Origin of the sequence: Salinispirillum sp. LH 10-3-1 (assembly GCF_030643825.1) — a bacterium.
Taxonomy (GTDB): Bacteria; Pseudomonadota; Gammaproteobacteria; order Pseudomonadales; family Natronospirillaceae; genus Salinispirillum.
In genome coordinates this window covers 1025434-1038466 of sequence record NZ_CP101717.1, presented here as the reverse complement: position 1 = coordinate 1038466, position 13033 = coordinate 1025434, and the positions used below count along the sequence as shown (strand labels likewise).

Annotated in this window: 11 protein-coding genes; 4 read left to right on the top strand and 7 right to left on the bottom strand. The window is 53.9% G+C overall.

Going from position 1 to position 13033, the window contains the following annotated elements; all coding sequences use genetic code 11:
- The first annotated feature begins 3 nt into the window (after positions 1 to 3).
- Entirely contained in the window at positions 4 to 2328 is a 2325-nt protein-coding gene (locus tag NFC81_RS04620; RefSeq protein WP_304996365.1) for a bifunctional diguanylate cyclase/phosphodiesterase, read from the top strand.
- A 6-nt stretch (positions 2329 to 2334) separates the two neighbouring features.
- On the opposite strand, the gene NFC81_RS04615 is transcribed toward NFC81_RS04620, so the two are convergent.
- Together NFC81_RS04615 and rfbD are read right to left on the bottom strand one after the other, a co-directional pair.
- Complete coding sequence (locus NFC81_RS04615) at positions 2335 to 3000, bottom strand: flagellar brake protein (protein ID WP_304996364.1); 666 nt, start codon at positions 2998 to 3000, stop codon at positions 2335 to 2337.
- Entirely contained in the window at positions 2987 to 3919 is a 933-nt protein-coding gene (gene rfbD / locus NFC81_RS04610) for a dTDP-4-dehydrorhamnose reductase (RefSeq protein ID WP_304996363.1), read from the bottom strand. The genes NFC81_RS04615 and rfbD overlap by 14 nt, the downstream gene beginning before the upstream one ends.
- A 169-nt stretch (positions 3920 to 4088) precedes the next feature.
- Between rfbD and NFC81_RS04605 the strand changes: the two genes are divergently transcribed.
- Positions 4089 to 4304: a hypothetical protein gene (locus NFC81_RS04605; protein WP_304996362.1), complete on the top strand. Its 216-nt coding sequence runs from the start codon at positions 4089 to 4091 to the stop codon at positions 4302 to 4304.
- Here the strand turns inward: NFC81_RS04605 and NFC81_RS04600 are convergent.
- From NFC81_RS04600 to NFC81_RS04590, 3 genes are all read right to left on the bottom strand, one after another.
- Positions 4301 to 5500: a multidrug effflux MFS transporter gene (locus NFC81_RS04600; RefSeq protein WP_304996361.1), complete on the bottom strand. Its 1200-nt coding sequence runs from the start codon at positions 5498 to 5500 to the stop codon at positions 4301 to 4303. The genes NFC81_RS04605 and NFC81_RS04600 overlap by 4 nt on opposite strands.
- Positions 5501 to 5596: 96 nt before the next feature.
- Positions 5597 to 6154, bottom strand: coding sequence for a single-stranded DNA-binding protein (locus NFC81_RS04595; protein WP_304996360.1), 558 nt, complete (start codon positions 6152 to 6154; stop codon positions 5597 to 5599).
- A 4-nt stretch (positions 6155 to 6158) separates the two neighbouring features.
- Positions 6159 to 7508, bottom strand: coding sequence for an MFS transporter (locus NFC81_RS04590; protein ID WP_304996359.1), 1350 nt, complete (start codon positions 7506 to 7508; stop codon positions 6159 to 6161).
- Between the two features lie 204 nt (positions 7509 to 7712).
- On the opposite strand from NFC81_RS04590, the gene uvrA reads away from it, so the two are divergent.
- Complete coding sequence (gene uvrA / locus NFC81_RS04585) at positions 7713 to 10562, top strand: excinuclease ABC subunit UvrA (protein WP_304996358.1); 2850 nt, start codon at positions 7713 to 7715, stop codon at positions 10560 to 10562.
- Positions 10563 to 10829: 267 nt separating this feature from the next.
- Here the strand turns inward: uvrA and NFC81_RS04580 are convergent, their stop codons facing one another.
- Together NFC81_RS04580 and NFC81_RS04575 are read right to left on the bottom strand one after the other, a co-directional pair.
- A complete protein-coding gene (locus NFC81_RS04580) occupies positions 10830 to 11717 on the bottom strand; it encodes a DMT family transporter (protein WP_304996357.1) in 888 nt (295 codons plus the stop codon).
- A complete protein-coding gene (locus NFC81_RS04575) occupies positions 11717 to 12139 on the bottom strand; it encodes an OsmC family protein (protein WP_304996356.1) in 423 nt (140 codons plus the stop codon). Before NFC81_RS04575 ends, NFC81_RS04580 begins: the two co-directional genes overlap by 1 nt.
- 218 nt (positions 12140 to 12357) lie before the next feature.
- On the opposite strand from NFC81_RS04575, the gene crp reads away from it, so the two are divergent.
- On the top strand, positions 12358 to 13023 hold the full coding sequence (crp, locus tag NFC81_RS04570; protein ID WP_304996355.1) for a cAMP-activated global transcriptional regulator CRP: 666 nt from the start codon (positions 12358 to 12360) through the stop codon (positions 13021 to 13023).
- Positions 13024 to 13033 lie beyond the last annotated feature (10 nt).

Below are 13033 nucleotides of genomic sequence, written 5' to 3'. Positions count from 1 at the left end.
TCCATGATGACTCGTGATCGTTTCCACCACGAGTGCATGGACAGCACCCACCCAGTGAACAGAGACCACTTCCAATTTTTAGCGCACTGGCTGAAACAACTGGCCGCACCCTCTCTAGACTCACGACTACCCACCTTTCTTTTAGGGGAATTGGCTGATTACTTTGGTGCAGCACAGGCCTGTATTTGGCAGTGTACTGAGGATCTAGCGACTAACACCCCGATAATCAGCTTCGGCATCTCGGCCACGAGCGCATCGCTTCCCTTTCCTGATCGGCGCGCTGGGCATTCGCCCATTGGTTTACAGACACTGCGCGCTGCCTTGGAAACACCGGGCACACCACCGCTGCATAAGCCGCGATTGCTGACCGACATCAGCGCACCTACAGCACATGCAACCAACAACGAAGCAGAGCTTAAGCTTTTACAACAGGGCATACGCAGTGTTTGGTGGATTCCCAGCTCGAAGGGGCAGCTTGCGCTCAGCTTATTGCTGCACCATCCCAGCACCTACAGGAGCGATGACCAGACACTCCTGACCACTCTGCTGCAATCTTTAGAATGCCACTTGCACCGCTCACCAACCCCGCCACCAACCGTGCATGTCGACGGGGACGACAAACCATTAATGCAGCTTCTCAAGCACAGCTCTGATGGTTTCTGCCGAGTCAGCTTTCACCCACCCATACCTCTTGCGGCCGACCAAGCACTCGTGCTTGAGCAGCTGCGTGAAGGTCGCATTAACGCCACCAACGAGGCCTTGGCTTCCGGGTTGAACAAGCCAGTAGGCGTCAATTTTACCGGCCAAACCTTACGCGAACTGATTACCGACACAGAGCTCACCCCATTACTGCAAGCAGCAATAGAGGCACAATTCGGTCGCGTACGGACACACAGCACGCAGTTCTTGGATGACCACGTACAACGTATTGAGACCTCGTGCCAAGGTGAGATAGCGGACGGCGCATTGACACAGCTGTGGTTAACGCGGCGCGACTTGACACACGAACAACGCTTGACCAATCTGCTCACGCACCAAAGCAATCACGACGCCCTAACGCAACTGCGCAACCGCAATGCGCTCATTGGCGATCTCGACACCGCCATAGCGATACGCGGACCACAAAAGCGCGCCGTTGGCCTGATGCTGCTCGACCTAGATCGCTTCAAGGACTATAACGATACCTTTGGGCATCCATTTGGCGATGAAATCATCACCCAACTGGCGCACCGTTTGGGCGCGTTGGCGCAGCGCTATGACGCCACCGTTTATCGGGTTGGTGGCGACGAGTTCGCGCTCTTGTTCGACGCCCTACACGACCTGTCTAAGCTGCACATGTTGTCGATGCAGCTGTTAGCGGAAGTTCAAGAGCCCCTGCATATCAACGATATGGCGCTGTCACTAGATGCAAGCATTGGCATATCAGGCTACCCGATGCATGGCAATAATGCCGCCAGCCTTCTTCGTTGTGCTGATGTAGCCTTGAACCAAGCCAAGCATGCGCCATTCAGCGCAATGCAATATGAACCTGCGCACGATCACTTTACCAAGCGCCGCCTGAGCATCTTAACCGGCCTACGCCCAGCTCTGAAAAACGACGGCATGCATCTGGTGTTTCAGCCCAAAATGTTACTCGCTGGCCGCGCAGTCAGTGGCTTTGAGGCTTTGTTGCGCTGGCATCCTAACGATGGTCCCCCGGTAAGCCCCAATGAATTCATACCGTTGGCTGAAGTAAGCAATCAGATGCATGATCTTACACGCTGGGTGGTTGATGCAGTCATTCAGCAACAAAAAGCTTGGCGACTGCAAGGCGTTGCAGTGCCCTTGGCATTCAATATATCGCCCGCCAATCTGGCTGATGTACGCTTTATGCACTACCTGTCAGAGCAATGCGCTCGTCATCAGGTGTCGCCTAGCCAATTGCACATAGAGATCACTGAAAGCGCTCTGATGAATAATTTGAAGGACTCGCGCCGCATTCTGAACAACCTGCGCAGCCAAGGCTTTACTGTCTGCATAGACGATTTCGGCACCGGCTACTCGTCACTGAGTTATCTGCGTGACCTGCCTGCGGATATCATCAAGATCGACATGTCGTTCATTCGTAATCTCGTCGACAATCCTCGCACCCAGATCATCGTGGAAAGCCTGATCAAAATGTCGCACTCGTTGGGATTGGTGGTCGTGGCAGAGGGTGTTGAAGACGAAGCAACGCTTGCCATGCTGGAAGGTATGGGGTGTGACCAAATACAGGGGTTTATACTGGCGCCTGGTCTAAGCGCCACCGACGCGCAAGCATTCCTCACCAGCACATCAAGCCAGCACTAGCACCGTTTACAGATCCGAGCTGCGCACCAACTGATTGTTCACAAAAGCGTGCAGTGCCAAGAAGTCCATGTCACTTAAATACTTAAATTGGATGCCGTAAGCCGCCACTGAGTTCGCCATATCAAAGCGATCGATGGTTGTGCGAGCAAAGGCTTCAATATTAATAATGCGAGTGATATGCCCAACAATCACTTTCGCCGTAATCAACAACTCATCACCCAACTCAGCGACCGGCTGCAAGGTTTCAATTTTGGCCCCGGTGGTACTGATATCGACAATGGCTCCGTGCACATTGTCCACCGTTGAGCGCGTCCGGTTGATCACGGTGATGGGCAGATTAGCTTGAGCACGCGCCGCATTGCGCACTTCACCAATCTCCACACGACCTGGATACGCCAGATGGATGTAGTGGTAGGGTGTACTGCATAAGTGCATAACCTTGGTACGAAATCCACAGGCCACTTTGTTGGCGAAGAAACGAACAATCAACGGCTGATCTTTACGAAATAGCACCTGACGCCCGTCTACTACCGGCGTCTGCACTAATACAGACCGCGGAGCGACTAAACCAATCAATTTGGAGCTCAGCCGCGCCTCCGGCCTATCCTCCACTTCCATGTGAACACCAATACCGGGCTGTATTTTTAGTTTTGTGAGTTCAACCGTTGCCATGTAGTACCTTACTGCCATTCAAGTCGTGGCTGCTCTGTTGATTAGCCGCGTATTCCACTGCGCGCTTTACGCCCTGCCGCCAACCACGTTGGCGAATCCCAAAGGTGAAGAATAATTTGTCGGTGGAGAGCACAGAATGTCGCGCTGTCTGAGCGCGTTCATTGAGCTCCGCACTCTCAACTGGCACCACTTCGGCTTCAGGCAATTCACTGCGCTGTGTAGCGGTAGTGGCGATAGTACGAGCAAAATCGTAGCGCGTGGTAGGACCTCGATCACAGTAATGGTAGGTTCCCCACAGCGGTGGTTCGGACTGGCAATCTAATTGCTGAAGAATTGCTATGGAAACGGTTGCCAAATGCTCCGTATAAGTGGGGCAGCTGATCTGATCATTGGCGGCCCGCACTAACTCCCCATTGCGCACCCGCTGAAGAGTACGCGAGAAAAAATTATTACCTGCTGGCCCGAACACCCAGCTTGAACGCAGGATGATGTGACGCTCACAGAGTTCTCGCAGCGCCTCTTCTCCTTCGTACTTACTGTTACCATAGACATTTTGCGGATTCGGCTTATGCTCTTCGGTGTACGGCAGACCCAACTGGCCATCAAACACATAATCCGTAGACAGATGCAGCAAGGCAACACCCTGCGCACTGCAGGCGCGCGCCAGATTCGCCACGCCATCTCGATTAATGGCGTAGCATTCTGCAGCCTCTGCCTGAGCCAAGGTGACATCTGATACCGCCGCCGCGTTGACCACATAATCCGGCTTCTCACGCTGCAAGACCGCCACAATACTTTCCGGCTGCCGAATGTCGAGCTGCTCATGGCCAAGACCAATATGATCAATATGGAGGTCAGCACATACACGCATCAGTGCTTGACCAACTTGACCTGCCGCACCGACGATCAGTAGCTTCATGCTAGGGTACTCCTACTCTCTCGACTCACTGTTGGGCCGCCGCTCCTAAACCTCTATTAGGGTAACTTTAACTCAGGAGTGCGTTAACGCATAGACTGTTGAACTGACATTGGACAAAAGAAGCAGCAGAACCCACAATGCAATCATACTGACAGCGAGGCAAACCCATATGCGCGTTCGCAAACCCAAACGCACTTCCGCCTTTACTCGCATGGGGCAAGTGTTTGTTATCCTCGGCGTCATTGCCTTACCACTGGATACCGCAGGCTTTTTCCCGAAGCCGTCTATTATGCTACTGCCCTTAGGTGTCGTGCTCTATAGCATTGGCTGGTACCGCGACCGCAAAATCTATAAGCGACCCAAACTGCCAGAACAGCAAGATTAAGCGGGCGCAGCCAATCTGACTCTGGCCACGAGAGACCACGCAATAATTGCCACAGCGACGCCACTGGCCCATATACCCAGCGTCGTGGGCAACACCGTGCCGTCCATGGTGAGCCCAAGCCAGTGTCCAATAGCGAATGCAAACAGCACCATGATAAAGCTGCTCAGTGCAGTAGCGGCACCTGCTGCTCGTGGAAATGGCCCCATTGCACCGCTTTGCGCACAGGGCTGATTGATCCCATGCCCGATCATATAGATGTACAAGGGCAGCATAATGTACCAAACACCCTGATACCCCAGTAGCGCCAGCACCCCCATCGAACTACCACCAACTAAAGCAAATATACCGCCAATCACCGCCGTGCGTTGCACCGATAAACGCAGCAACAAGCGCCGACACAATAATGTACCGCCTATGTAAGAAGCGGACATAGTGAACATCAGCATGCCGTATTGAAAAGACGACAGCGCCAGTATCTCGATGAACACAAAGGATGATGTCGCTAAGAAGATAAAAAGTCCGGCGTAGGTGGCCGACTGCAACAACGCAAATGACCAAAAAGTGTGATTGGACAAAATGTCCTTCCATGTTCGCCACAGCACACGGGGCTGCAATGCATCTGGCTTAGGTTGACGCAAGGTTTCTTCAACGCGCAACAGGACCAATCCCAGAGTAACACTGCCTACCAGCGCTAGAAACAACAAAGCCACCCGCCAGCCGAATACGTCAGTCAACAGGCCACCAATGGGGGTACTGATGCAGGCGATAACCCCCAAACCAGACAACCCCTGACTCATGACTTTAGCGGCCAAAACCGGCTCATCAAACAGATCACGCACCAAGGCTCTGGCAGCCATGATGGCACCGCCCATGGCAACGCCCTGTAACACCCGCCACATAATGAGGCTTTCCATCGAGAAGGAAAAGCTGCTGCCTATCGCTGAAAGAGTATAGAGGGCAAGCCCTAAGATCAAAATGGGCCGACGCCCCACACGGTCCGATACCGGGCCCCAGATTAATTGCGACGCCCCAAAAGCCAGTAGTAGCGCCGACAAGGTAAGCTGTGCCTGCGTCATGCTGCCGCCAAAGGTGGCGGTCAGTGCTGGCAGAGCAGGAAGATAGAGGTCGGTACTGAGTGGCTGTAAGCCCAGCAGCAGGGTCAGTACTGTGACGAGCAAAGCGGGTGAGGCGCGCACGACGACTCCTTAAAGTATGATTTGACAGCCCAAAGGCAAGAAGTCGGGCAAGTGCCCGACTTCTTCAAACCAAAATACTAGCGATCAAGCCGTCACTCAGAAAGGGATATCGTCGTCGAAATCATCGAACGAGCCCGTACTCTGTTGCGCAGCCTGCTGAGGCGCCTGTTGTTGCGGGGCTTGTTGCCGCGGTGCCGGTTGGTTCGGCTGGTTGAACGGATTGTTGTTGGGTTGCTGGTAGTTATTGCCCGCAGGTTGTGCTTGACCCCCACCATATTGCTGGCCTTGACTGCCTTGGCCACCCTGACCGCCACCGCCCATCAGCTGCATTTCGTTGCAGATGATTTCTGTAGACCAGCGATCGTTGCCGCTTTGGTCTTGCCACTTACGCGTTTGCAGGCGCCCTTCCAGATACACCAAAGATCCCTTTGACAAATACTGTGCGGCGATCTCAGCCTGACGACCAAACAACGTACAACGGTGCCATTCCGTCTGATCAGGGCCGCGCTGGCCGGTGCTCTGATCTTTCATACCCAATTCATTGGTCGCCACATTCAGATTCACCACCTGGGTGCCACTGGCGGTTGCCTTAACGTCCGGGTCTTGCCCCAACCGACCGAGAATGATTACCTTGTTTACTGTACCTTTCGCCATGGTCTTATTCCGTCTTCCTGTTGTCTTGCACTGCCGGCAAGGCAGCTTCGTCAAATTCGTTGCGGGATACGCGCAGCATCACCGACCCTTCCGCTTCGTTGATGTGCACATCCAACACGCCGTCCAAGGCGGCCAAATGCTCCTGCCAAACGTGCGCTGGGCGATCACCCAATTCGTTCAATTGTAACACCAACTGGCGCGACAAAGGTGGCGCCGATTGAAAAAGGGTGAGCATGAACCATATCAAAAGCAATATCAATGCAACCATCAGCACCAAAGACATGCCCGATACATCCAGCATACGACCACCCAAGGCACCGCCCATAGCAGCGCCGAGAAATTGCGCCGTGGAGAAAAAGCCCATCGCCGTACCACGCTGCCCCGTTGGCGCCATGCGGCTCAACCAAGACGGCAAACTGGCCTCTAGGAAATTAAACCCGACAAAGAACAACAATACCGCCAGCAACGTCCAACCCAGATGCCCCGTGCTATTGCCCAGCGTCAACAAACCCAAGGCTAAAATTCCTTGAGCGACCAGCAACATTAAGCGTGGCTTACCACGTCGTTCACTGATCGCCATCATGGGACCAAGCGCCAGAAACGCCAGTACCCCCACGACCAAATACATCAAGCCTTGCTGCCCCAAGCTGAGTTCTGCGGCTTGCAACTGCTGCGGCAAAAACAAAAACGCCGACGCCAAAATAGCGTGCAGGAAAAACACGCCCAGATTTAACGACCACAGGCGGCGATCGGCCAATACCGGCAACACCGCACTGGCCTGCCAACGCTGATAGCCGTCTTGTGCACTGCGCTCAGGAATAGGCAGCGTCAACACCAAGCCCATGCACGCCAATGCCATGACTGCGGTCAACCCAAACACCCCTGACAATCCCCACCACTGGGCGGCCAAAGGCCCCACCACCATCGCTAAGGTGAAGGACGCGCCAATACTGATGCCCACCACAGCGAGCGCTCGGGTACGGTACTTGGGCGGCGTCAGGTCAGCCAGCAACGCCAACAACGTACTGGAAATCGCCCCCGCGCCTTGCAGCGCCCGCCCAACGATCAGCCAGACGACATCGTCGGCCAGCGCAGCCACCACGCTACCAATCAAGAAGATCAGTAACCCCGCCAGCAACACCGGTCGACGCCCAACCACATCCGACAGCAAACCTAAAGGAATCTGCAAGCTGGCCTGAGTCAATCCGTAGATCCCCAAGGCAATCCCTAGAGTGGTCGCCGTGGCACCGGGGTAATCCTGACCCAATAAAAAGAGGACAGGCAGCACCATAAATAAACCCAGCATTCGGGTCATGTAGATCAAACTGATGGAGACAACGGTGCGTAAAGGCACTAGAACTTAACTTCCTATAGAACGATTAACGTATTTCCGTGAGACAGGGTGGGCAAGGGCTACGACCATTACCGGCGAAGTACGCCTTGTGCCTGAACATTTTGGCCAGCGCAGAGGCGCGTGGGGTCAATTCAGAGCTTCCCTAGTGGAAGGCTGTATATTATTCCAGTAATATGCTCGCTTCAATGGAGATCAGCCAGACTTATGAAGAATATCGAAGTACAGGGCGCGCGCACCCACAATTTAAAGAACATCGACGTCAGCATTCCCCGCGACAAACTGGTGGTCATTACCGGTCTCAGCGGCTCCGGTAAGTCCTCGTTGGCGTTTGATACCCTCTACGCAGAAGGGCAGCGCCGTTACGTCGAGTCTTTGTCTACCTATGCGCGTCAGTTCCTATCGATGATGGAAAAACCCGATGTCGACCACATCGAAGGCCTATCACCCGCGATCTCCATTGAACAAAAGACCACCACACACAACCCGCGCTCCACCGTAGGGACCACCACGGAGATCTACGACTATCTGCGCCTGTTGTTCGCCCGTGCGGGTGAGCCACGCTGCCCGGAACATGGCGAGCCATTGGCCGCACAAACCGTCAGTCAGATGGTCGATCAGGTCATGGCCCTACCTGAAGGCGCCAAGCTCATGTTGCTGGCACCCATTATTAAAGAGCGTAAAGGTGAACACCTCCACGTGTTCGAGCAACTGCGCGCACAAGGTTTTGTGCGGGTACGCGTCAATGGCTTGGTGTGTGATCTGGACGATGTACCAGAACTCGACAAGAAGAAAAAACACAGCATAGAAGCCGTGGTCGACCGCTTTAAAGTGCGAGAGGATTTGCGCCTGCGCCTGGCAGAATCCTTTGAAACCTGCCTGGCACTGGCTGACGACGTTGCCCTTGTCATGTCAATGGACGACGACGGCCCTGAGCCAATGATTTTTTCTGCCAAGTTTGCCTGCCCAGTGTGCGGCTATTCCATTCCAGAACTTGAACCGCGGGTGTTTTCTTTCAATAACCCAGCCGGTGCCTGCCCAGCGTGTGACGGCCTAGGTGTTAAACAGTATTTCGATGAGCACAAAGTCGTCCAGGGCCCTCACTTGCGCCTGGCCGAGGGCGCCATTTCAGGCTGGGACCGTCGCAGTATTTATTACTATTCAATGCTCGAAGCGCTGGCTGAGCACGACGGTGTCGACATCAGTAAAGACTGGGAGCAACTGCCAGAAGGCTTTAAAGACCGAGTGTTGCGCGGCACAGGCACAGAGAAAGTCAGTTTCCGCTACGTCAACAGCCGGGGCGATTCGGTCGAGCGTTCGCATCCGTTTGAGGGTGTGCTGCCCAATATGGAGCGCCGTTACCGGGAAACGGAGTCGGCCTCGGTGCGCGAAGACCTCAGTAAATACCTGACCGAGCAACCCTGCCCGTCCTGCCATGGCTCACGCCTAAAAGAATCGTCGCGGCATGTATTTGTCGACAACCGCAACCTGCCCGAGTTGACGCATTTACCAATCGGCGATGCCTTTGCCTATTTTGAGCAGCTGAATCTATCCGGCAAACAAGGCGAGATTGCTGACAAGATTTTGAAAGAGATTCGCCAACGGCTATCGTTTTTGGTGAATGTCGGGTTGGATTATTTGAGCATAGATCGCTCCGCCAACACTCTCTCTGGAGGCGAAACGCAGCGGATTCGCTTAGCCAGCCAAATTGGCGCTGGTTTGGTCGGCGTTATGTACATTCTGGATGAACCGTCCATTGGCCTGCACCAACGCGACAACACCCGTTTACTCGACGCCCTACGTCACTTACGTGACCTCGGCAATACCGTACTGGTGGTGGAGCACGACGAAGATGCCATTCGCATGGCCGATTACGTACTCGACATCGGGCCCGGCGCCGGCGTGCATGGTGGTGAAGTCGTGGCCTGCGGCACCCCTATGGAAGTGATGAACAACCCTGCGTCGCTGACGGGGCAGTATATGTCCGGCAAGCAACGCATTGAAATTCCAGAGCAGCGGAATAGACCCAACAAGGACCTCATGCTGCGCCTAGAGGGCGCCAACGGCAACAACCTGCAAGACGTCACCTTGGAAATTCCGGTGGGCCTGTTCACCTGTATTACGGGCGTGTCCGGTTCTGGCAAGTCAACGCTGATCAACAGCACTCTGTACCCGCTCGCGGCAACGGCCTTGAACAACGCTACAACATTACGCGCCCAAGCGCACAAGCGCATCTTGGGCTTAGAGCATTTCGACAAAGTGGTGGATATCGATCAAAGCCCGATTGGCCGTACGCCACGCTCAAACCCAGCGACATACACCGGCATTTTCACCGCTGTGCGCGAACTGTTTGCCGGCACACAGGAAGCACGCTCGCGTGGGTACACACCGGGCCGATTCAGCTTCAACGTTCGTGGTGGACGCTGTGAGGCCTGTCAGGGCGACGGTGTCATCAAGGTGGAAATGCACTTTTTAGCCGACATCTATGTACCCTGCGATGTCTGCATGGGTAAACGTTATAACCGAGAAACCCTGGAAGTGTTGTACAAAGGCAAAAGTATTCACCAAGTGCTGGATATGACGGTAGAAGAAGCCAACGAATTCTTTGCCAACATCCCAGCGCTGCAACGCAAGTTGCAAACACTTATGGACGTAGGCTTGTCTTATGTGAAGCTCGGGCAGTCCGCCACTACCTTGTCTGGTGGTGAAGCGCAACGCGTGAAGCTGGCAAAAGAGTTGTCGAAGCGTGATACTGGCAAGACCCTGTACATACTCGACGAACCAACGACTGGCCTGCACTTCCACGACATCAAACAATTGTTGCACGTATTGCATCAATTGCGAGATCGCGGCAACACCATTGTGGTGATTGAGCACAATCTTGATGTGGTTAAGACGGCAGACTGGGTGGTCGACTTAGGGCCGGAAGGCGGTATCCGTGGTGGTCAGATCATAGGCACCGGCACGCCAGAGCAGATCGCCAAGATGCCGCATTCATTGACGGGGGAGTTTCTAGCGCCGCTGTTGGATAAGCAACTGGAAACCGCCACGGCTTAGATCATAAGGGACGGGTACAGATCAAACCTTCGGAGGCGATAAGCTGGTGAGGGAATCTCCGACGTATTCCCTCGCGCCTCTGCGCTAGCCAAAACGTTCAGTCACAAGGCGTACTTCACCGGTAATGGCCGTAGCCCTTGCCTAGAAGTACAACACAGTAAATGGACGTTTTGGCCGCGCCCTTCGGGCCGACCTATAGTCGTTCTGGCAAGCCAGTGAGCATTTTGAGTCCATTTTTAACAACGCCAGATTGAGTCCATGAGTGTTTTAGACACGCCGCCGCTGCCACCACTGCCCCAGCAGAATCAACCCCAACCCAATCGGGCTGGTCGCCAGGATGGGCTCTTTCAGAATCAAAAAAACCCAAATCAAACTCAAAAAGGGTGCAATGAAAATCAGATTGGCAACCTTAGCTGTGTTTTTTACGCGCTGCAACGCCGTCATCCAGAACAAGAACGCCAGGCCCATCTCAAACAACCCGATGTACAGACTGGGCAACCAACCTGCAGGCACGGCCATGAACTCGATACCCTGCCATAACAGGATAATGGTCAGCACCGGCCAAGCCACTAAAAAATGATGGAACATAGCGACCAAGGGCGGGCGCTTATCACGCATACCCACCACCCAATACAACGCCCAAAAGAAGGTGCTCAATATAGCTAACAGCACGCCCGGCAACGTCACCTCCAGTCGCCCTTGCGCACCCATAACCAGCACCATCACACCGAGATAGCCCAGCGCCATGCCTTGCCAGTCGCGCCAGCGCACTGGCGCTTTAAGCCATATTGCCGCCATCAGCGACAATACAAATGCCCACGTATAGTTAATCGGCTGCGCAACCTGCGCTGATAATTGGTCGTAGGCGGCAAACAGCGTGAAGTAATAGATGACGGGATTAAGCATGCCCATCAGCAAGGCGCGCCGCCAATAGCGGCGCAGCCATTTTACCGACTTAAGCAAAAGCCCCAGGCGCCACAGTACGGTGCTAAACAACACCAGACTGACGGTACTCGATAACCACAGCACACCGATTAACGGCCAAGCGTTTAACGCCAGCTTGAACGCTGTCGCAACGGTAGACCACAACAGCACGGCCGAGAAGCCCAGCATCATGCCTTGGCGCTCCCTGTCCAGCGACCGATAAAACTGCATCAGGGTGTAGCCACTATCTCATAATCGTGCGTAATCTCGACGCCACCTTTCTCCAACATTATGGACGCTGAGCAATATTTTTCGGCTGAAAGCTGTACCGCTCGCTTTACATGGCTGTCTTTCAAATCATGCCCGGTGACGATAAAATGAACATGAATGCGGGTAAAAACAGATGGGACTGTGTCCGCGCGCTCGGCGGTCAATTCCGCTACGCAGTCGGTGACTTGCTGGCGTGACTTCTGCAACATCAACATGACATCAAATGAAGTGCAGCCGCCCAAGCCCATCAGCAGCAGTTCCATCGGCCGGGCTCCAGCATTCTGGCCACCGTGCTCGGGTGAACCGTCCATGACAATGTCATGCCCACTACCAGAGGTGGCAACAAAACGCACATCTCCGTCCCAACGTATTTTTGCCTGCATGGCGCTCTCCTGGCTCGTCGTAAAAATGCCGGCAAGCTTAGCACAAAAATCATTGTGAACAGCAGTCACCCATGCCTGCATGTTACGCTATGTTTTCGTTCCGTTACCCTATGCTTCAATACTGTTGCATACTGTCCGCTGACACTGTGCATACTTGTACACTGTCCCAATTTGAGGCACTCTTTCATACTGGATGTAAAATTCGAAATTAGGAAGTAATGACAATTTCACTGATCGACCACCAGCATCTGGACTATTTTTTGTCCCAGTGTCAGCGTCGGCGCCACCCGCCGAAGACAACCCTTATCTATGCGGGCGACCATAGCGACTCACTGTTTTATTTGATCAAGGGCACCGTTGCGGTCAGCATTGAAGATGAGGATGGCCGCGAGATGATCATGGCCTATCTCAATAATGGCGATTTTTTTGGTGAAATGGGGCTGTTTGATAACGTCGAAAAGCGCTCAGCTTGGGTGAAAACGCGCACGGAATGCGAAGTCGCCGAAATCTCCTATTCCCGCTTTCGTGAAATTGCCAAGAGCGACCCTCGCATTCTTTACTTTATTGGCGAACAGATGGCCAGCCGTCTGCGCAAAACCACCCGAAAGGTCGGCGACCTGGCTTTCTTGGATGTAACTGGGCGCGTTGCCCGTACCTTGCTCGACTTATGCAAGCAACCCGACGCCATGACGCACCCTGACGGCATGCAGATCAAGATTACTCGCCAAGAAATCGGTCAGATCGTTGGTTGTTCACGCGAGATGGTTGGGCGTGTATTGAAGATACTGGAAGAGCAACAACTGATCTCCGTAAAAGGCAAAACCATGGTTGTGTTTGGCACTCGAGGTAATCAAGCCTCTCCACTAGAGAACTACGGACACTGATCACCCACAC

Excerpts from the sequence above, each read along its gene's own strand:
- NFC81_RS04620 (WP_304996365.1), top strand. The coding sequence starts at position 4 with ATGATGACTCGTGATCGTTTCCACCACGAGTGCATGGACAGCACCCAC.
- NFC81_RS04615 (WP_304996364.1), bottom strand. The coding sequence starts at position 3,000 with ATGGCAACGGTTGAACTCACAAAACTAAAAATACAGCCCGGTATTGGT.
- rfbD (WP_304996363.1), bottom strand. The coding sequence starts at position 3,919 with ATGAAGCTACTGATCGTCGGTGCGGCAGGTCAAGTTGGTCAAGCACTG.
- NFC81_RS04605 (WP_304996362.1), top strand. The coding sequence starts at position 4,089 with ATGCGCGTTCGCAAACCCAAACGCACTTCCGCCTTTACTCGCATGGGG.
- NFC81_RS04595 (WP_304996360.1), bottom strand. The coding sequence starts at position 6,154 with ATGGCGAAAGGTACAGTAAACAAGGTAATCATTCTCGGTCGGTTGGGG.
- uvrA (WP_304996358.1), top strand. The coding sequence starts at position 7,713 with ATGAAGAATATCGAAGTACAGGGCGCGCGCACCCACAATTTAAAGAAC.
- NFC81_RS04580 (WP_304996357.1), bottom strand. The coding sequence starts at position 11,717 with ATGCAGTTTTATCGGTCGCTGGACAGGGAGCGCCAAGGCATGATGCTG.
- NFC81_RS04575 (WP_304996356.1), bottom strand. The coding sequence starts at position 12,139 with ATGCAGGCAAAAATACGTTGGGACGGAGATGTGCGTTTTGTTGCCACC.
- crp (WP_304996355.1), top strand. The coding sequence starts at position 12,358 with ATGACAATTTCACTGATCGACCACCAGCATCTGGACTATTTTTTGTCC.